Origin of the sequence: Nostoc sp., assembly GCF_036917135.1 — a bacterium.
GTDB lineage: Bacteria > Cyanobacteriota > Cyanobacteriia > Cyanobacteriales > Nostocaceae > Nostoc.
Genome location: NZ_JBALEA010000038.1, coordinates 49,373 through 69,132, shown reverse-complemented (window position 1 = coordinate 69,132; position 19,760 = coordinate 49,373). Strand labels below are relative to the sequence as shown.

The 19,760-nt window shown below is 43.5% G+C and carries 19 protein-coding genes; 8 read left to right on the top strand and 11 right to left on the bottom strand.

Going from position 1 to position 19,760, the window contains the following annotated elements; genetic code table 11:
• Positions 1 to 245: 245 nt before the first annotated feature.
• The 4 genes from V7K50_RS11600 to V7K50_RS11585 are packed head-to-tail and all read right to left on the bottom strand — an operon-like array spanning position 246 to position 3,185.
• Positions 246 to 1,763: a DUF1800 domain-containing protein gene (locus tag V7K50_RS11600; protein ID WP_334960113.1), complete on the bottom strand. Its 1,518-nt coding sequence runs from the start codon at positions 1,761 to 1,763 to the stop codon at positions 246 to 248.
• Positions 1,764 to 1,767: 4 nt separating this feature from the next.
• Positions 1,768 to 2,241 (bottom strand): Spy/CpxP family protein refolding chaperone, encoded by a 474-nt coding sequence (locus V7K50_RS11595; RefSeq protein WP_334960111.1) that lies wholly within the window; start codon positions 2,239 to 2,241, stop codon positions 1,768 to 1,770.
• Positions 2,242 to 2,253: 12 nt separating this feature from the next.
• Positions 2,254 to 2,601 (bottom strand): hypothetical protein, encoded by a 348-nt coding sequence (locus tag V7K50_RS11590; protein ID WP_334960109.1) that lies wholly within the window; start codon positions 2,599 to 2,601, stop codon positions 2,254 to 2,256.
• On the bottom strand, positions 2,598 to 3,185 hold the full coding sequence (locus V7K50_RS11585) for a sigma-70 family RNA polymerase sigma factor (protein WP_334960107.1): 588 nt from the start codon (positions 3,183 to 3,185) through the stop codon (positions 2,598 to 2,600). Before V7K50_RS11585 ends, V7K50_RS11590 begins: the two co-directional genes overlap by 4 nt.
• 526 nt (positions 3,186 to 3,711) lie before the next feature.
• Here V7K50_RS11585 and V7K50_RS11580 point away from each other — a divergent pair.
• A complete protein-coding gene (locus V7K50_RS11580; protein WP_334960106.1) occupies positions 3,712 to 3,966 on the top strand; it encodes a hypothetical protein in 255 nt (84 codons plus the stop codon).
• Between the two features lie 180 nt (positions 3,967 to 4,146).
• On the opposite strand, the gene glgB is transcribed toward V7K50_RS11580, so the two are convergent.
• Positions 4,147 to 6,438, bottom strand: a complete 2,292-nt coding sequence (gene glgB / locus V7K50_RS11575; RefSeq protein WP_334960105.1) for a 1,4-alpha-glucan branching enzyme — start codon at positions 6,436 to 6,438, stop codon at positions 4,147 to 4,149.
• 26 nt (positions 6,439 to 6,464) lie between these two features.
• Here glgB and V7K50_RS11570 point away from each other — a divergent pair, with 26 nt between their 5' ends.
• The gene (locus tag V7K50_RS11570) at positions 6,465 to 6,722 is read left to right on the top strand and encodes a hypothetical protein (RefSeq protein WP_334960103.1); all 258 of its coding nucleotides are present in this window, start codon (positions 6,465 to 6,467) and stop codon (positions 6,720 to 6,722) included.
• A gap of 7 nt (positions 6,723 to 6,729) precedes the next feature.
• Here V7K50_RS11570 and V7K50_RS11565 read toward each other — a convergent pair whose 3' ends face one another.
• The 3 genes from V7K50_RS11565 to V7K50_RS11555 form a co-directional block, all read right to left on the bottom strand.
• Positions 6,730 to 7,062 (bottom strand): hypothetical protein, encoded by a 333-nt coding sequence (locus tag V7K50_RS11565; RefSeq protein ID WP_334960102.1) that lies wholly within the window; start codon positions 7,060 to 7,062, stop codon positions 6,730 to 6,732.
• The gene (locus V7K50_RS11560; RefSeq protein WP_334960100.1) at positions 7,049 to 7,330 is read right to left on the bottom strand and encodes a hypothetical protein; all 282 of its coding nucleotides are present in this window, start codon (positions 7,328 to 7,330) and stop codon (positions 7,049 to 7,051) included. The genes V7K50_RS11565 and V7K50_RS11560 overlap by 14 nt, the downstream gene beginning before the upstream one ends.
• A 314-nt stretch (positions 7,331 to 7,644) precedes the next feature.
• Positions 7,645 to 7,860 (bottom strand): hypothetical protein, encoded by a 216-nt coding sequence (locus V7K50_RS11555; protein WP_334960098.1) that lies wholly within the window; start codon positions 7,858 to 7,860, stop codon positions 7,645 to 7,647.
• 504 nt (positions 7,861 to 8,364) lie between these two features.
• On the opposite strand from V7K50_RS11555, the gene V7K50_RS11550 reads away from it, so the two are divergent.
• The 4 genes from V7K50_RS11550 to V7K50_RS11535 all read left to right on the top strand — a co-directional run bounded on the left by V7K50_RS11550 (position 8,365) and on the right by V7K50_RS11535 (position 13,310).
• Positions 8,365 to 9,045: a hypothetical protein gene (locus V7K50_RS11550; protein ID WP_334960096.1), complete on the top strand. Its 681-nt coding sequence runs from the start codon at positions 8,365 to 8,367 to the stop codon at positions 9,043 to 9,045.
• A gap of 77 nt (positions 9,046 to 9,122) precedes the next feature.
• Positions 9,123 to 10,958, top strand: a complete 1,836-nt coding sequence (locus V7K50_RS11545; RefSeq protein ID WP_334960094.1) for a peptidoglycan D,D-transpeptidase FtsI family protein — start codon at positions 9,123 to 9,125, stop codon at positions 10,956 to 10,958.
• A gap of 328 nt (positions 10,959 to 11,286) precedes the next feature.
• Complete coding sequence (locus tag V7K50_RS11540; protein ID WP_334960093.1) at positions 11,287 to 12,402, top strand: iron-containing redox enzyme family protein; 1,116 nt, start codon at positions 11,287 to 11,289, stop codon at positions 12,400 to 12,402.
• 212 nt (positions 12,403 to 12,614) lie between these two features.
• Positions 12,615 to 13,310: a class I SAM-dependent methyltransferase gene (locus V7K50_RS11535; RefSeq protein ID WP_334960091.1), complete on the top strand. Its 696-nt coding sequence runs from the start codon at positions 12,615 to 12,617 to the stop codon at positions 13,308 to 13,310.
• Between the two features lie 358 nt (positions 13,311 to 13,668).
• Here V7K50_RS11535 and V7K50_RS11530 read toward each other — a convergent pair whose 3' ends face one another.
• The 3 genes from V7K50_RS11530 to V7K50_RS11520 all read right to left on the bottom strand — a co-directional run bounded on the left by V7K50_RS11530 (position 13,669) and on the right by V7K50_RS11520 (position 15,852).
• The gene (locus V7K50_RS11530) at positions 13,669 to 14,808 is read right to left on the bottom strand and encodes a hypothetical protein (protein WP_334960089.1); all 1,140 of its coding nucleotides are present in this window, start codon (positions 14,806 to 14,808) and stop codon (positions 13,669 to 13,671) included.
• Positions 14,809 to 15,002: 194 nt separating this feature from the next.
• On the bottom strand, positions 15,003 to 15,356 hold the full coding sequence (locus V7K50_RS11525; RefSeq protein ID WP_334960087.1) for a hypothetical protein: 354 nt from the start codon (positions 15,354 to 15,356) through the stop codon (positions 15,003 to 15,005).
• 133 nt (positions 15,357 to 15,489) lie between these two features.
• Complete coding sequence (locus V7K50_RS11520) at positions 15,490 to 15,852, bottom strand: hypothetical protein (protein ID WP_334960086.1); 363 nt, start codon at positions 15,850 to 15,852, stop codon at positions 15,490 to 15,492.
• A gap of 722 nt (positions 15,853 to 16,574) precedes the next feature.
• Between V7K50_RS11520 and V7K50_RS11515 the strand changes: the two genes are divergently transcribed.
• Positions 16,575 to 17,639: a vWA domain-containing protein gene (locus tag V7K50_RS11515; protein WP_334960084.1), complete on the top strand. Its 1,065-nt coding sequence runs from the start codon at positions 16,575 to 16,577 to the stop codon at positions 17,637 to 17,639.
• Between the two features lie 65 nt (positions 17,640 to 17,704).
• Positions 17,705 to 19,747, top strand: coding sequence for an NAD-dependent DNA ligase LigA (gene ligA / locus V7K50_RS11510; protein WP_334960082.1), 2,043 nt, complete (start codon positions 17,705 to 17,707; stop codon positions 19,745 to 19,747).
• Positions 19,748 to 19,760: the final 13 nt, after the last annotated feature.

Here is a 19,760-nt window from a genome sequence, read left to right as displayed (position 1 = left end):
TTCAATTCGGTAGAATACAAGTTATCTGTGCCCTAAGAGGGCATATTGCATCTGGGCGAGACTGCTATAGCGCTTCTCTGTTGAGTGCAATACAGACCTAACCCCCAGCCCCTTCCCTACTAGCGTTGGGGAGCAAGATTCCATTCCTCTCTCCTTTTAGGAGAGAGGAATGGAAGTGAGGTCAAAGTGTATTGCATCCATTCGAGAACCGCTATATATGAGTTTTGTAACTGAGAATTGTGTAACTAACGCTGCATAAATTCTGGACTGCCCAAAATTAAAGCACTGCGAATTTGAGAGTCACTAGAGGCGATCGCTTTTTGGGTTTTGACTGAAAAAGAATTGCCCAATGTATTGGTTAGTTGCCAAGCATCTACAGGAATACTGGGGGACTTTTGTAGTGTCATGTCGCCCTGTTGCATATCTGTTGGGATGCTTGATAAGGGTAAATTGCCATTGGCGATCGCAGTTGCAAAGCTGAGGCGGCGGTTCATCGCATCAGGATTTAACCACACATCTGCGGTATTTTTGTAACCGTCTGGAGTTGGACACCGATATAGAGGCATTGCTAACTGTTGCAGCAGGTTGGAGATTGGTTTGGTGTTATTCACTTCCATACCTGTGGCTCGCACCGCCGAGATCGCATATTGATATGGTGTTTTAAACTTGGCATTAAAGTTTTTTATATCCCAGAATTCCTGGCTGTGGAATAGGGTGTTGAGAACCTCACGAATATTGCCATCAGTGGCAAGATAACGTTGTGTGAGATGATTTACCAGAGAACTGGGGGGGCGATCGCTAACAAAATATTGAGCTATTTGATAGCTGATGTGACGTGCAGTTGCTGGACTTTGAGCCAAAATATCTAGAGCTTCCTCCCCTTCGGCTTCACCACCGCCTTTAATTGTGTGTCCAAGGAAAACTTTGTCGCTAGAATCATGACGTTTCGGGTTGAAGTAAAACCCGAAATTATTATCTGTCTGCTGACCGGCACGACTGAAACCCCAGCCACTCAAAATCCGTGCCAGAGCGATTACATCTTGCTGAGTATAACCGCCATCTACGCCGAGAGTGTGTAACTCCATCAATTCGCGGGCATAGTTCTCATTCAAACCTCGGATATTACCCTGAGCATCGGGGCGGCTGTCAGCCCGATTTTGAAAGTTGTCTAGATAATACTGCATAGCTGGATGATGAGCTGTTGCCCCCAACAGGTCACGAAAGCGAGCTAAAGCGTAAGGTCGAATCGCCTGTTGTTCATAAGCTCCTACCCAGAGGCGATCGCGTCCTTTACCAGCATCCACATTAAAATGGTTATACCAAAAGTCCACCATCACTTCTTGGAGTTGTCGGGGACTACTAGTTGCCTCTAATAACCGCGCCTGGACTGCTTGATCTAGCACCTGTTTCGCCCATTTGTTGGCAGCTTTTCTTTCTTCAAGGCTGGGTTTTTGTCCTGGGAGATGAGTTGTGCCATGTTCTGAGAGTTCCACTGGATTCAAGTGGAGAGTATCTAGCTGGTTTAGTTGGCTGGTGAGACTTTGCGGTTCGGGAATGGAATCAGGTGAGAGTTGCTCTTGAATGTATCGCTCTACACCCATAGATTCCACTCTTTGCACATCACCGGGGCGAGGGCCAAAGCTGAGGCGATTAATTATATGTAATACTTTTGGCTCAATAGATGTGGAGGCTGCATAACTGGGGTCAATTCCCCCCAGTAAGATAAACAGCAACAACACCCAATATTTAGGCTTCACAGTCATAGAGTTAATTGTGCTGTGCTGGGGGTAGAGGATTTTTCTTCTTATACATCCGATCGGCAAATTTCAGCCGTTGCTCTGGGTTCAAGATTTCCCGAATCGCAAGGGTATTTTCAAACTGGAGATCAGCAAGCTGCTGCTTTATAAGCTTAATTTGGTTATATTTACCAAGTACTTGCTCTTTAGTAGCTGTGCCGGCGATCAGGTCATGTAATTCTTGTTGCTGTTGACGGATCACCTGTGATTTTTCGGCTATCTGTTGTTTGGATAGATTATGAATTTGCTTAATCTGTTGCAGTTGCTGGGGTGTCAAATTTAATTCCTTGAGCCATCCACCTGATTTACCAGCATTTGTCCGAGGTACACTTGTGGGGGTTTGGGCAATGACTTGGCGTGAAAGTAAAGTTGGCTTGGCTAGAGCAATAGTGCTACTAACGGCAATCATGGCGATCGCCAAAATGGAAACACGACGTATTAACATCAAAGCGATCTCCTATTCAGTATCTAATTCTGTAAAATGCCATACATCACTTTCCAGATGTTCGCTACTGGCTGTAGCTTGCCAATTGCTTTCAATAAAAGTTTCCAATGAGGCAAGTTCAGCCGGACTTGGTTGAGGAGGTATCAAGGCACGGTAGCCAACTATCGCAGCTACTAATCCAGCAGCAAGAGTAGGCAAAATTAACCTCAGCCTGGAATAGTTGCGTAAGGGTGCTTGAGGGCAAGTTTTCACCTGTTGTAAAATTTGTTGTTCTAAATCAGGCGAGGCTGGCGGAACTTCTGGACAATGTTGAGATAGAAAACTAATTAGGTCATGATCATCATTAGGTAACTGAGTCATAGCTGCACCCCTTGGTTTTGGAGAAATTGACGCATAGCAGCACGAGCATGGAATAATCGTGATTTGACTGTTCCCAGGGGAATATCCAGGATTTTTGCTACCTCTTTTTGAGGTACTTCTTCCAAATCATGCAAAACCAAAATCGTGCGATGGTCAAAGCTGAGATTTGCTAGTCCCCGTTGCACAAGGTCTTGATAATGCATATTCATTAACTCTGGGGCTTCCTGTTGGGTAGGAGTTTTTTCACTCAGAATTTGTAATTGAGTTCGCCTTTGAACATCTGCCTGTCGCTGGTCACAAGCCACATTCCAAGCGATTCGATACAGCCAGGTAGAGAATTTTGCTGTTTGGCGAAACTTGGGCAATCCTTTCCAGGCTTGCAGAAACACATCCTGCACTACATCGTCGAGAGATGCTGGAGTGCATAGTTTGTAGAGGATTGACCTGACTCTTTGCTGATGGCGACGGTAAAGCTGACCGTAGCTTTGGGTATCACCCCGTAGGCACTGCTGTACCAGATAACTGTCAGATTCGCTTTCAGATTCGCTAATGAATTGATTTCCTTTTGAAACCTTGGCTGGCACAACTAACACCTGAGGCGTTCTCCCCTATCCGTTTCGTTGCTTGTATTTATTAGACCGGATGAATGAGAGAAAGGTTCAAATGGGTTAGAAGTTTTGGCAGAGGCAAAATCTGTTCAAGGTAACTGTGGCTCTCTCCTAAGCTTGGGAGAGGGATTTAGGGTAAGGGCGAAAACTACATACAGTTATCAACTTCGATAAGGTTTACAGCAGATTGCGCTCTCATCGAATACACGTAGAGACGTAGCACTGCTACACGCGGGGTACGTAGCCTCCCTCGCTGCCAAATACCTCTCATCGAATACACGTAGAGACGTAGCACTGCTACGTCTCTACAAGGTTTTGGGTTTTATATATGTACTTCATTTACCTGAAATCTGCTGTATATGACGATCCAGAGCCACGGGACACAACAAGCAATTAAAAACACGGCTGATATCTTTTGAAATAGGTCTCCCGTAATTGAACCTTTTGTGAAAGAAAGAAGTCTAAAACTAAAGATTTCTGGTTCAATCAAAGGTATATCTTTATGAACATGAAAAGAATTCTCTCATCTTGTTTGTTAGGCGTTTTGCTAACTTCGAGTGTTTTAGCAGAGCGTGCATCTGCTCAAGTAGAAGTCATTTTGGGAAACAATCATCGACATGAGTGGCGTGAACGAGAACAAGAAAGGCTAGTATTTCTACGTAGAGAGCGTGAAGAACGTGAGCGCCGTGAATGGCAACGTAGAGAACATGAGAAACGTGAATGGCGTGAGAGACATGAGTATGAGCATCGGTACTAAATCCTCTCAGTTAAGAGATTAATTAGCACTGAATAGACATACCAACCCTCATAATGACTGTAAATATTTTGTCCGATTACTTGACTTCCCTGTGTAGCCGCGAATGACTTTCGCCCTAGCTTAAGTTCACTGCCGTCAAATTTTGATTAGGATTGGGTGGGCATCGCCCACCCTTAATTATTATCCAATTACCTCAGCAGTCTTTTGCTTATCCAGCTTGAGAATCAATACACCCAAAGGTGGTAGACACAAATCTAGCGAATAGGGACGACTGTGTAATGACCAATCATCCGTCCACTTACCACCTAAGTTACCCATATTGCTGCCGCCATACTGACGCGCATCACTATTGAACAACTCGGTATAAAATCCCTTTTGTGGTACACCGATGCGGTAGTGAGAATGGGGTTGGGGTGTAAAATTGCAAATCACGATCGCAAAATCATCAGAATCCTTGTCACGACGGATGAAGGAAACTACACTATGGCGGTTATCGCTACAGTCAATCCACTCAAACCCCGCTTCAGCAAAATCCTGGGTGTACAAAACTGGTTCCGAACGATAGAGATGGTTCAATTCTTGGAAAAACGTTTTTAACTTTTGGTGGGCTTCATGCTGCAATAAATGCCACTCCAAATCTGCCCAAGCATTCCACTCACTCCACTGCCCAAACTCCATGCTCATAAACATGGTTTTCTTGCCTGGGTGAGCAAACATATAGCTAAATAAGCAACGCACATTTGCTAACTTCTGCCATGTATCCCCCGGCATTTTACCGATGATATTGCTCTTACCATGCACTACTTCATCGTGGGATAAAGCCAGCATGAAGTTCTCGCTGTGGTTATACCACATACTAAAGGTGATATTATTTTGGTGGAATTGACGGAACCAAGGGTCCATGCTGAAGTAATCCAGCATATCGTGCATCCACCCCATATCCCACTTCAAGTTAAAGCCCAGTCCACCTGTGTAGGTAGGCCAAGATACCATTGGCCAGGAAGTAGATTCTTCAGCAATTGAGAGAATGCCGGGAAAATAGCTAAAGATAATGTGATTTACCTGACGCAGAAAATCTGCGGCTTCGAGGTTTTCTCTGCCGCCGTACTTGTTGGGCAGCCATTCTCCTGGTTCGCGGCAATAATCGTTATAGAGCATCGAGGCAACAGCATCGACACGAATCCCATCAATGTGGTATTTATCAAACCAAAAGAGGGCATTTGCTGCTAAGAAATTACTAACTTCATGGCGACCGTAGTTGAACACCAAAGTACCCCATCCTTTGTGTTCACCTTTGCGGGGGTCAACGTGTTCGTATAGGTGGCTACCATCAAAGAAAGCTAAACCATGTCCATCTTTGGGGAAGTGACCGGGAACCCAATCTACAATTACCCCTAGATCATTTTGGTGACATTTGTCAATAAAATACATGAAATCTTCGGGGCTACCAAAACGGGACGTAGGGGCATAGTACCCAGTTACTTGATAACCCCAAGAGCCATCAAAGGGATGCTCCGCAATGGGCAGCATTTCTATGTGGGTGTATCCTAATTCTTTGACATAAGGAATGAGTCGGTCAGCTAGTTCCCGGTAAGTTAGGAAGCGTGCGCCCGGCTTCAGTTCAGAAACGATAACTACAGGTTCAGTTTCACCATTTGGCAGTTTAGCAGGTTCGGCACTGGAAGCGTGTAACCAAGAGCCTAAATGCACTTCGTAGACTGAAACTGGCTGAGTGAGGGGTTCAGTGCGACGCCGCTTTTCCATCCAGCTTTCGTCATCCCAACTATAAGCATCTAAATCAGTAACAATGGATGCCGTTTTCGGGCGCGGTTCCTGTTGGAAACCGTAAGGATCGGATTTTTCGTAAATGTGTCCTTCAAAATTTTTGATTTCATATTTGTAATGCTCTCCCACACCAATTTCAGGGATAAACAATTCCCAAACCCCGGTGGGGCCTTTACGCATCTGGTTTTTACGCCCATCCCAGAGATTGAAATCTCCCAGCAATGAAACATTGCGAGCGTTGGGTGCCCAAACAGCAAAATAAACGCCCTTAATGCCGTCTATTTCTGCGGGGTGCGCTCCCAGTTTTTCATATATCCGGTGATGGTTGCCTTCACTAAACAAATGCAAGTCAAAGTCTGTCAAGCGGGGAGAACGGAAAGCGTAAGGGTCATAAGTGACACGCTCATGTTCCCCTTCTTTAATCCGTAACTGGTAGTTTGCCAGTTCTGCGGTTTCAATGGTGCATTCAAAAAAGTGGGGATGATGCACTGTTTGCATTGGGTATTCCTTCCGTTGTTCAGGAAGAACGACCCATACGGCACTTGCATTTGGTAGATAGGCTCGTACAGCCCAGACAGTTTTGCCGTCTTGTTGTATGGGATGAGAACCTAGTATTTCAAAGGGATCGTTATGCTGATTCCAAACGATGCTGTTAACCTGTTCAGGGGCGATCGTGGTCATGGACATGAAGCTACCTAAGTGAAATAACGTGATTGACTAAATCTACTTTTTTAATATCTATATATATTCTTTACATTTATTTGCAAATTTTGTCGCCACCGTTATCCTACATCAGAATGGGGCATTGGGTATGGGGTATTGGGGACTGGGGACTTGTACTGAGCGTACCCCTTTGGGGAAGCAAGCTACGCGTAGCGTCTCGTAGAGAAGCCGTTGGCGCAGCCTCTCGTAGAGAAGTATTGGGGACTGGGGACTGGGTACTGCGGACTGGGCAGAGGATGAATAACTAATAATTTGTCAAAAATTTAAAAAGGGGAAAAATTGAAGTAATGTTTTGCGTAAGCGAAGCAAGTAAATCTGTTCCCGAATTCTGGGGTCTAGTTTTGGTGGTGGGGCTTCTTGTAGCTGGGCTTGCAATTGGATGTATTCGGCAGCTGTTAGGAATTTCCCATCAATAGGCGATCGCGCTTCTATAATAATCTGTGTCCGTAATATTTCTTCTGGTGTATCCTCTGGTGGCGGTAATGCTATCACCGATGATCCCCAATAGCTACTTAACGCAAACAATATTGCACTAATCACAACTAAGCTCAGTAATTTTATCGCTTTTATCGCCTTAACTCTTCCCATCTACTAAACTGCATTCACAACGCAGGATGAAAATCTTTTTTCCCATGCCCAATACTTCTCTACGAGAGGCTGCGCCAACGGCTTCTCTACGAGACGCTACGCGTAGCTTGCTTCCCCAAAGGGGTACGCTCAGTACAAGTGCCCAATGCCCAATAAAAATCTGGCAATATCTAGTGACATTACCAGGTCTCTGATGATACGGGATAAAGTTCCGGGAATGCTCAAGAGCAATTGCCAGCGATCGCAATAAATTGTTTTGCCCTCTCAAAACTCAGTAGTCTCAGCAATTCAAAATACCAAATGAGGGAAGTATCTTGCCTGCAAAATAACTGACATTCACTCAACTGCCTTGGACTAGTAACAAGGTTTGATCAGATGGACACTTGGTTGAGGACGTAACCCTCTTTACCAGTGTCCTCTATTTCCTGGTCTACTTAGCTGAATATTTTAGTAAACTTTAGGCTCTGATAAACCAACAAAAAAATGTAGGTTTCTACATGAACCTAATTAATCCAAGCTATTTAGTGAGGAACGCTATCACTGAGCAATTCTGGACGGATTTAAACTAAAGTTTAAGATGCCTTATTTAGGAGTTGCTGCGGGAGTAGTAGCAGGAGTCGCTGCGGGAGTAGTAGCAGGAGTCACTGCGGGAGTTGCTGCGGGAGGTGCATCAGTTGGTTCACCTGAAGCAGCTGGAGTACTACCACCACCAGCACCACCACCAGCACCACCATCACAGGCTCCGAGAATTGCAGCCAGACTTAACATTAAAGCCAAACCAAAGATTTTTGTTTTCATAACTCCTCTTTCACCAATTGTGGCTAGAACAATTTTTCGCCTGTTGAATACGATACCGTATTTATTGCTTTTTTTTAATGCTACGAGATTACATACTTAAAAAAACAATCTTTTGGGGTATTATTTTTGGGATTACGCATCAGACAGCCATCTAATTAGTTTCTCTTAACTCAGGAGCAAAACGGAAATTACTCAATTCTTTAGCAAAGCAAGGTATCATAGCAAAAAATTTTATTTTTTTCACAGAGTATTGCACCTTGCCGCCCCCCATTGTCATACTTTAGGTGCGATGCCTAAAGGTAAGCTGTCCAGTTTCTAATGGGTGATTGCAAACATTGCATATCTAAGGGGATGCAATGTTTGGTACAGCTACCGATCAGAAAAGTTAAAAGGGTATAGTCTGTTATGTGTGCTGGTTGCACAGAAGCTAATTTTAACCTTAGCAAAACACAGACAATCAAGACAATCAATCTAAAGTACAGTATTTCTCATCTAAAAAAATTTATGGTACTTACTCGTAAATCTGCTGTTTCTACAAGAGGTAATTGGTTCCGCCGAGATTCTATCTTTTCTTTAGGGAGGCGACGCTCTGCGCCTATGGAGTCAGCAGCACGGAGCTATTCGACACCAGCATCTTCTCAAAGACAACGCCGTTCCTCGAAAAAGTTAGGGGTTTCTCCCACAAATGAGGCAGTTATAGCCAAATCGGGGAAAGAGTTGGGTAGACAACAATTGCCAAATCTCAATGAGCAGTCGAGTAGGAACCAGAAGAGTGTGGGGGTAGGTTTTCTTCCCCTTCCGACAATGCCTAATTCGGGAACGGTACCTTTGTGGTTGCTGCGCTTGTACACTTTTCATCGTTATTCGTCAGTTTTGGCATTCTTGTTAGTAGCATCGACACTTGCTGTGTATGGCTGGACGGTATATTCTCAAGAGCTTTGGGGTCAGTCATATCGCAGACTGCAAAACCTCCAACGTCATGAGCGGCTGCTAACGACAACCAACGCGACGCTGACAAATAAAATGGCTGAGGAAGCAGAACAACCAACAGCAGGACTGGTATCGCCAACTCCTGAAAGGATGATTTTCTTGCCTCCTGTATCTCATAGTCCTAAGCCCGTATCGTCTAACACAACGCCAAATCCAGAAACGCAACAGCAAACACTCTCGCCACTGGGATATTAATTCCTAATGACGCTCTCTAGGAGACGCTGCGCGTAGCTTGCTTCTGGGCAGGAGACAAATGACAAAGGACGAACCCAATGCAGAAGTCACCAAGTAGAACAAAATTCAGAAAGTTTCGGAATCCAACATTCACAAAGCGATCAAAGGATTATAAACGAGGGCTTTTGGGAAAATTAGTCTCTAATATCCAAGACCAAACATCCAATAGCAAGTCCCGACTGTTCATAGTATGGGGCGTATTAATGGCATCAGGGTTGGGGTTGGCTGTCAACTTGTATAACCTGCAAATTGTCAAGGGGAAAAAGTTAACAGAACAAGCACGAAACCAACAAATGGTGAATTTGCGACCTTTTATGCCCCGTCGCCCGGTGGTAGATCGCAATAGTAATCTGTTGGCCATTGACCGTCCTGTATATACTTTGTACGCTCATCCCAAGCTGTTTGATAAGTCTAATGAAGATATGGCAGAGCGACTTTCGCCAATATTGGCAAAAGATCCTGCTGAATTGGTGAAAACTTTTCAAAGCAAAAGAAGCGGAATTATACTTGCCCCAGCCCTACCCGAAGAAATGATCGATCGCGTCATTTCTTTGCGCTTAAATGGCCTGGAGTGGATTCAAAAATATTCTCGATATTACCCACCAGACGATTTGGTTGCTGATGTGGTAGGTTATGTGAATGTTGACCGGCGTGGTCAAGCAGGTGTGGAATACTCTCAAGAAAAGTTGTTAGAACGTCCTGTGCAAACGGTGCGGCTCAGTCGGTCGGGTAATGGGGTACTGATGCCAGATCATGCACCCGAAGGTTTTTTGCATTTTGATGATTTGCGACTGCAACTTACTATCGATAGCCGTCTGCAACGAATTGCTCGGACTGCGCTCAAACAACAGATGGGTAAGTTTGACGCTAAACGTGGAGCGGTAATTGTGATGGATGCCTTGGATGGTTCCTTACTCGCCCTCGTTTCTGAACCTACTTATAACCCAAATGAATACGCTAAAGCTGATATATCGCTGTTCAAAAACTGGACAGTGGCGGATCTTTATGAACCGGGATCGACTTTTAAGCCTTTGAATGTGGCGATCGCTCTGGAAAATGGCGTCATCAAACCAGATGATATGTTTAATGACTCCGGTTCGATTCGAGTCGCTAATTACACCATCCAAAATGCTATGCACAATGGTAATGGGCGAATCAGCATCGCTCAAATTCTGCAATATTCCAGCAACATTGGTATGGTGCAAATTATCCAGCGCTTAAAGCCTTCAATCTACTACAACTGGTTAGAACGGTTGGGGCTAGGACAAAAAGTTGATACAGATTTACCTTTTGAAGTTGGTGGCCGGCTTAAAAGTCAAGAAGAATTTATCGCTTCGCCAATTGAAGCAGCTACTACTTCCTTTGGCCAAGGCTTTTCCATGACTCCGTTACAGCTGGTGCAAATGCACGGGGCTTTAGCCAATGGCGGTAAATTGGTAACACCTCATATAGTCCGAGGGCTAATTGATAGCAAAGGGCAAATGCATGATTCACCCAATCGCACCATCCCACGCCAAATTTTCACAGCCGCAACAACCCAAAAGGTTGTAGAAATGATGGAAACTGTTGTTAATCAAGGCAGTGGGAAGGCGGCACAAATTCCGGGATATCGCATTGCTGGTAAAACTGGTACAGCCCAAAAAGCTAGTCCCAATGGCGGTTACATCAAGGGTGCTAGAATGACCAGTTTCGTGGCTATTTTGCCCGTGGAATCTCCTCGCTATGTAGTGTTTGCACTGGTGGATGAGCCAAAAGGTGAAGGTGCCTACGGTTCTACTGTTGCTGCGCCAATTGTCAAGTCGGTAATCGAAGCACTCATTCCTCTTGAGGAGATTCCGCCAAGTAAGGCGATCGAGCAGCAGAAAGTGCCGTAGGGAGTAGGAGAGGCAGAACTATTGCCCAATGCCCAATGCCCAATACTTTGGCTTCTCTACGAGACGCTGTTCGCGTTCGCTCATAGGACTTACGCATATCTCTCAAACTCTGATTTCTCTGTGTCCTCCGTGCCTCTGCGGTTCATTATTCCATAACTCTTGCATAAGTCCTAGCTCAGTACAAGTCCCCAATGCCCAATGCCCTTTTCATTTGAAACTTAATTTTTCTTTATAACCAGGGAAAGAGGTAGACAAAGCTACTCGTGTGGGAAGTTAACTATTAGAGGTGAAAGTAATTTCTCACTTCTCCAATGCTACCAAAGATTTCATGCAAAGCAATTTAGTTATATTTCCTAACGCTGGGGCTGCCAAAAAGAATACGCAAACAGAAGAAGGAACAATTACCAACTACGATCGGGCTGAGGAGCAATTTATAGAACTGCTAGCAACGGAGGATTTAGATCATCAACTAGATGTAAAACCTGCAATAGCTAGTGAGTTTGAACAGGCGCTCTCAACGGCAATTTATACCGCCTATCAAAACGATCGCTCCGATGAACAGGCTCACCGTTTTCTCCAGCGAATACTTTATCGAATTAATCGGCTAAAGCTGTTTTGGTACGATGATTTGCGGCACTATACCAATGAGCGATCGCTTTACTTGTCCTCATGTCGTGACCAAATTGAAGCTGCTTGGCAACAATGGGAACTGGCACAAATCGATGTGGCTGCACTGCAACAATTAGATGTAAAACAAGCTTTAATTGAGCGTGCATCTGCCGATTTAGATCCGCTTTTATCGGAGAGTAGCCGTTACATTCGTGAGGAGATGAGTGAATCTGGCTATCGTCACCTGTTAGCGATCGGCTCCTTTGATGGCTTAGTTGAAGGTAGTCGCCTTTGCTACGTATTGGGTGGTGCTGCTAATGAAATGCAGTGTACGCTGGTGCGAGTATTATTAGAAGAATACGGCAATGGTCGTTTATCCCGCAAGCACTCTACATTTTTTGCTCAAATGCTGGCTGAGTTTGGGATGAACACTGAACCAGAAGGATACTTCGATTTAGTACCCTGGGAAGTTTTAGCTTGCGCTAATCATAACTTTCTGACCACCGATCGCAAACGCTATTTTCTACGTTATTGTGGTGCGTTGACATATTTTGAGGTGGCTGGCCCTGCGGCTTACAAAAACTATCTGACGGCGGCGCAACGATTGGGACTGTCAGAGGCGGCGATGGGTTATTGGGAACTGCACATCAGGGAAGATGAGCGTCACGGTCGTTGGATGTTGGATGATGTGGCTTTGCCTTTGGCAGAACGATATCCCAATGATGCCTGGGAACTGCTGCTTGGGTATGACCAAGAGAAACTAATGGGCGATCGCGCGGGTAGTGCTGTTGTGCAATCAATACGTGAAGCAGAACAAGCCGCTTTACTCATCTAAGAAATCTCAAAAATTTAGAAATTAAAAATGCAGATTGTTTCTGGCATTTCTAATTTCACATCTCTCAATCATTCTATTGCTAATCCACCTACAACCCAATTTCTTTAGTAAGAACTTCTTTACTAAAGGAACAGTTATTTATTGTCTTGATATCAAGGGAGTAAATAACTTCATATTGCATTGATTATACCTTATACATTGAAGTGCGTCAAATGAAAGACATCTTTTTTTGTCCTGAAGAATCTAATTTTTACTCCAACTGTTTAGATAGTTTTGTTCTCAGAAATTGCCAAAACTACGAATCTATTGTGGAGTTTGGCTCAGGGGATGGTAGCCCTGTAATTAATTCTTTATTGAAAAACAAGTTTAATGGGGTGATACATGGATTTGAATTAAATACCTCTGCATGGAAAGTCGCAAATTCAACTATCGATGAATATAATCTCACTAATAAATACATCATCCATAATTCATCTTTGTTTAATTCTTCTCAACCCGATGCTGAGTATCTTGTAGCGAATCCACCCTATCTACCTGCACCAGATAATGATATATATATGCCACTCTTATTTGGGGGCGTGGATGGAGCTACAGTTACCAACGAGCTTTTGTCTTTAGGTTATGAAAATGTGTTGGTTTTAATCTCTAGTTTTTCTAATCCTACAGCTACGCTGAACTTAGCAAAAGAAAATGGATATTGTGTTCAAAACTTCATGGTGTTACCTTTAAAGTTTGGCTACTATAGCTCTGATCCCAAGGTAAAAAACCACATAGAAGAACTCCGAAAAAACAACATGGCATTTTATTCTGGCGATTATTATTTTTTAGCCGGCGTATTATTTAAAAAATGCCAGGATTCTCTAGTTGATTTATCTAATCAATTGGCTCAGGTGATGACTAGTTTGTGACAATCGAGAACAACTTACCAGCACTGTCTCTAGGAACTAGTAAACTGTTACAAATGTCAAGCGCCTATGTGTATAGCGGTAGCCCTTTCAAGGTGGTGAAATTTGGAACCAAGATTGGTTATTTCAATCTTCAAAAAGCCCAAAATCTGAGCGGATAACTCATGATGATCACACTAAAACAACGTATCTTCGTTTGTCACCTTGAAAGGGCTAGTGTATAGCGGTTCCCATTCAGATGCGTTACAACATTACATCACGAGGTGTAGGGGCAATTCATGAATTGCCCCTACAGGGTCTAATTTTCCGTAAGTCATAATAATTCTAAATTAGTAAATACAGATTAACTCAATCGGTATTTTCAAGAAATCGCTTTGTTTACCTGAAGTTTTTGTTGTATGGCTGCACTGCGAGAGTGAGGTTTGCCCTTGAAGGCTGCAAATAAAATTACAACAGCACCGAACGACAAAATAGGAACGCCTGAAGTTGGTTCAGCTACAGAGGCAGATAAGATTGGTGTCAATAGAAAGGCGTGTAATTCACCATTAACGGCACCACGACCGACAATTTGTCCATTATTATTAATGGCAGATGCTGCTGTCAAAGTAAAACCAGGTTCTGAACCAGGAGCAATCAGGTTATTCAGATCGTACAGAGTGTTATCACTATAAAGAAAAGCCCGCAAACCATTGCCATCTGGTGCAAAATAGTTATTGTTAGTGCCAGAAAACCCGACTACTTGACCCAAATTATTGATCCCGAGAGCAAGACTAAAGACATCTGTAGGACGTAACTTACCGAGGTTTTGGAGTCCCGTGCTGGAGCTGTAGAGAAAAGCATTTGGTCCTGAATACCCAACTACTTGTCCTAAGTCATTAATATCGTTTGCTTGACTGAACACATCACCTGATAAAGTTCCCAAGTTAGTAGTTTGACCGTTTTGGTACAGAAAAGCTGTGTTTGTACTGAGAACGCCTACTACTTGTCCCAAGTTATTTAAACTGTAGGCAACATTACCAGGAGTTCCTATGCTGGTTGCTATACCATCGCTGTACAAAAAAGGCCCAAGTTTGATGGCTCCCCCTACTACTTGGGTGCGATCGTTAATGGCATAAGGAATAGCGTCTTGGAGCGGCAGGGGTTGGGTGATGCCATTGCTGTACAGAAAAGGGTTATTTGCAGTATATTGATTCCTATTGACCGAATTACCAACTACTTGCCCCAAATTATTGATACTAGTCACTGCAAGTTGATTATCCCCAGGCAAGGGATTAATTGTTTTCAGCGAACCGTTGCTGTAAAAAAAAGAACCATATTGAGAATTAATAGTTACCTCACCTAAGTCATTGATGCCTGAAGCGAGACTGTAGGGTTGTCCTGTAAGACTGCCTAAGTCTGTCAGTGAGTATAAAGATACCGCCAATGCCGACTTCCATGCAGTCACACTGATTGCGGTCAAGGTGATTGCTGTTATACAGGATTTCCACTTAAGTAAAACCATATTACTTTTTGGTGATTTTCTATTACTCTATAAAACTACCACTGAACAGTAGCGTGAGAACCTGCCGTATCTGGGTAATCGCTAAATAGGTTCTAATCCTAAATCTTCTAAAGGTATTAATCCCAATAACGGATCTGAACCTTCTGGTAATTCAATACAATTGAATGTCCCTTCTCTTCCCTCAACTGAAAGATTTAACATTTTAAAACCCGAGCTTTTTGTACTCCTGTAGCTATTTTTACATCTACTTCTCCTTGCAGAGGCAATCCCAAATTAAGAATAATATTTTTAGGCAAGCACAGCCTTGTTGCACCTGTGTCAACTAAAACATCATGTAAAGTAATTGAGCGTATTTGTTCTGTGGGAATAAATCCTCTTTCTGCGAGAGTTTGGTCAATTTGGTTAGTAATAGTGATTGTGGTAGTTACTTTGCCCATTTTTTCACTTTTGCTATATGACAAATAGCAGTTATCATTTACGTGAGTTACACCCGTAGGGGCACGGCAATGCCGTGCCCCTGCACCTCGTGATTTAACCTTGTACTGCATCTGAATGGGAACCGCTATATCATTTTCCTATTATTACCCCCTTAATCCCCCCGATATATTGGGGGAAAACAGGAAATCCAGTTCCCTCCCCAATCCATCGGGGAGGGTTAGGGTGGGGTAAAACCCAGATTTATCAAGCAGCAGCCTCTTGCTTAGGCTTTCGCACCGGACGCTTGCGATCGCTTCGACGAACGCCCCCTGCCATTTTGTACTCATCGCTATTCTTGCCATACTTTGCAGCTACACTGAGTAACATATGTTCAGTTAGTTCCATCAGCGACTTTTCGGCAAATTCTAAGGCTCCCTGAGTCAGATCCACGGTGGAGAGGCTTGAGTTATAAGCTTCCAACTTGTCTTGCGTTGTTTTGATGACGGTTGCAAAGGAGTCAATAGTTACCCCATTGCCTAAGTCTAAAGTGGGACTAATCGATTTTAAAGCCGCAATCCGACGCTGTGCTCTATCAAGTACTTTAGACCCGCGTTTTGGACGTGACATAAATCACTTTCCTATTATTAATTATGCGCCAGGATGAAAACTGACTTTTACCCTGAACTGTACAGCACTACGATAGACAGAATTAGGGTTACTTGACACCCGCATTATTCAGGATAAATTGATTTATTTATCATAAATATCGTGAATGGCTTTATGTAAATTCTTGGGGGTTGCCCGAATTCAATCAACAACTGCCCAAATTCAATTAACAACTGCCCAAATTCAGTAAACGACTGCCCAAATTCAATCAACGACTGCCCAAATTCAATCAACGACTGCCCGAATTCAATCAACAACTGCCCGAATTCAATCAACAACTGCCCGAATTCAATACACCTCTTGCACAAATGCAAAATTCGCCCTCATCTCACTTTAGGACTTACGCAAAATATCTCTCAAACGCTGATTTCTCAGTGCCCTCTGTGCCTCTGCGGTTCGTTATTCCGTAACTCATGCGTAAGTCCTATCACTTGTTGCAAGTTCTCGGCTATGCAACGTTGGTGATTGGAGTGTCCTACCTACTACCAACAGGTAATTTATAGCGGTTCCCATTCAGATGCGGTACAAAATTATATCGCAAGGTGTAGGGGCACGGCATGCCGTGCCCCTACGGGTGTACCTCACGTAAGCGAGAAACGCTATACCTGTACAATTTTTAACCATGATTGTGTGCCATTGGGAATTTTATAAGTTAAAAATTAAATATTAATTTAGGTGAGCGGATGACAAGTAATAACATTGAGGTTGTTTTTAGCTTCGATACAACTGGAAGTATGTATCCTTGCCTTACCCAGGTGCGGCGAAAAATCAAAAATACCGTTACCAGATTGATCAACGAAATTTCCTTGATTCGGATTGGGATTATTGCTCATGGTGACTACTGTGATGAAGGCTCAACTTATGTCACTAAAACATTTAACCTATCTGGTGATGTTGATGCTATTTGTGATTTTGTCCAAAATGTCGCACCTACTGGCGGTGGAGATGCACCGGAATGTTACGAATTAGTATTACATGAATCCCAATCTTTATCTTGGTCAAAGTCAGCAACAAAATCACTGGTTTTGATTGGCGATGATATTCCCCATCCTCCAGCACACAATCCGAAAAAACTGAATTGGCGCAAAGAGTTAGATAAATTAGCTGAGGCGGAAATTACAGTTTACGGGGTTCAAGCACTCAATCGCGCTCATGCGACTCCTTTTTATCAAGAACTTGCACAAAAGTCTGGCGGTTTTCATATCAATTTAGACCAGTTTTCCTATATTAGTGATTTGTTTTTGGCGGTTTGCTATCAACAATCTTCTAATGAACAGCTACAAGCTTATGAACAAGAAGTAATTGACCAAGGACGGATGAGCCGTGGGTTAAATAAAATATTTAACACCATGATGAACCGGGAAGCAACATCCTATTACGAATCGGCGGATTTACGTGCAGTTTCTCCAGGACGTTTCCAGATTTTAGAGGTTGAACAAGATATTTCAATTAAGGCGTTTGTATTAGAAAATGGTTTAAGTTTTAAAGTTGGGCGGGGTTTCTACGAATTTACCAAAACAGAAACTATCCAGGCTCAAAAAGAAATTATCTTGATGGATCGGGCAACTGGTGATTTATTTGAAGGAGGTGCTGCACGAGAAATGTTAAGTCTACCGATGGATGCAACGATTCGGATTAAACCGAGTAACCTAGAAAAGTATGTTGTGTTTGTCCAAAGTACCTCTGCTAATCGTAAACTGATTGGTAAAACTCGATTTTTATATGAAGTCGAAGACTGGGATCGCTAAGTTCGCGGCTACAAGAACAAAGCCTGTTTATACAGGCTTCATCGTCTGATTATTTTATAAGTCTAATGACCCAGATTAAGCCGGAAGTAAAACGTACAGAAGAATTACGCCAGTTATTGCAACAAGCTAGCTATGCTTATTACGTGCTAGATAATCCAATCATGGAGGATGCAGTTTATGATCAGCTATATCGAGAATTACAACAACTAGAAATTCAATATCCAGAGTTGACAGCACCCGATAGTCCGACTCAGCGCGTGGGTGAGAGGCCAGCAGCGCAGTTTAACTCGGTGCGGCATAATATCCCCTTGTACAGTCTGGAGAATGCATTCAATATTGATGAGTTGCAAGGATGGGATCAGCGTTGGCGGCGACAAGTACCGAAAATAGATTCAGTGGAATATGTCACTGAACTGAAAATTGATGGTTCTGCTTTGGCTCTTACCTACGAAGATGGCATTCTAGTTAGGGGGACAACTAGGGGTGATGGGGTGACGGGTGAAGATATCACCCAAAATGTGCGGACAATTCGCTCAATTCCCTTGCGTTTGAATTTTGAAGGGTTAGAAATTCTGGAAAGGGTGGAAGTACGCGGCGAGGCGTTTTTGCCGTTGGAAGTATTTAAACAAATTAACGAGGAAAGGCAAAAAGCAGGTGAGCAATTATTTGCCAATCCCCGCAATGCCGCAGCTGGTACACTCAGGCAACTAGACTCGCGCATTGTGGCTAAACGGCGGTTAGATTTCTTTGGCTACACTCTACACATTGCTGGTAGAGATGACACTAGTATTGCTAATACTCAATGGGAAGCGTTGGAGTTGTTAGAAAAGCTCGGTTTTCGAGTCAACCCCAACCACAAACTGTGTGCTTCGATCGCAGAAGTGGCAAAATATTATGAATACTGGGATACGGAACGCCTGAATTTACCCTACATGACTGATGGGGTGGTAGTAAAGCTGAGTTCTTTTAAACTTCAGGAACAACTTGGGTTTACGCAGAAATTCCCCCGTTGGGCAGTAGCTTTAAAGTACCCAGCCGAAGAAGCGCCTACCCGTGTGGAAAATATTGCTGTGAATGTGGGACGAACGGGGGCGTTAACACCATTAGCCGAGATGCGCCCGGTGCAACTGGCGGGAACAACAGTTTCTCGTGCTACTTTACATAATAGCGATCGCATTGCTCAATTAGATATTCGCATCGGCGATACTGTCATTGTCCGTAAAGCTGGGGAAATTATTCCAGAAGTGGTGAGGGTACTTAAAGAACTCCGTCCCGCCAACACCGAACCTTTCGTTATGCCCACCCATTGCCCAGTCTGCGATCAACCTGTGGTGCGAGAATCAGGTGAGGCGGTGATTAGGTGCGTCAATGCTTCCTGTGCAGCTATTCTCAAAGGTTCCATTGAACATTGGGTAAGTCGTGATGCCTTAGATATTAAAGGTATGGGCGAAAAACTGGTGTATCAACTTGTTGATAAAGGTTTGGTGCATTCCGTTGCCGATTTATATGAGTTGACAGCAGAGAAGTTATCTGCATTGGAAAGAATGGGGAAAAAGTTGGCAGAGAAATTAATCGATGCGATCGCTCAATCAAAAAATCAACCTTGGTCAAGGGTACTGTATGGTTTAGGTATCCGTCACGTTGGCAGTGTAAATGCCCAATTGTTGACTCAGAAGTATTTCACTGTAGACCAGTTAGCCACAGCAAAGCAATCAGATATTGAAGGGATTTACGGTATTGGTGCTGAAATTGCCCAATCTGTGTACCAGTGGTTTCGGATTGATGCCAACCAAAGGTTAATAGAACGCTTGCAAGCAGAAGGATTGCAATTAACTACCACAGAGGAAACAAAAACAGTTGGTGATGGTAATCAAAAGTTCGCAGGGAAAACCTTTGTTATTACGGGAACCTTGCCAACTTTAAAGCGAGATGAAGCAAAGGCTTTGATTCAAAAAGCTGGTGGAAAAGTGACTGATTCAGTGAGTAAAAAAACAGATTATTTAGTGTTAGGAGAAGATGCCGGTTCTAAGTTAGAAAAGGCGGTTTCCTTGGGAATTACGCAGTTAAGCGAGGCGCAATTGTTGGAGATGATTGAAGAAACAGAGTAGAGGCTTGACTTCT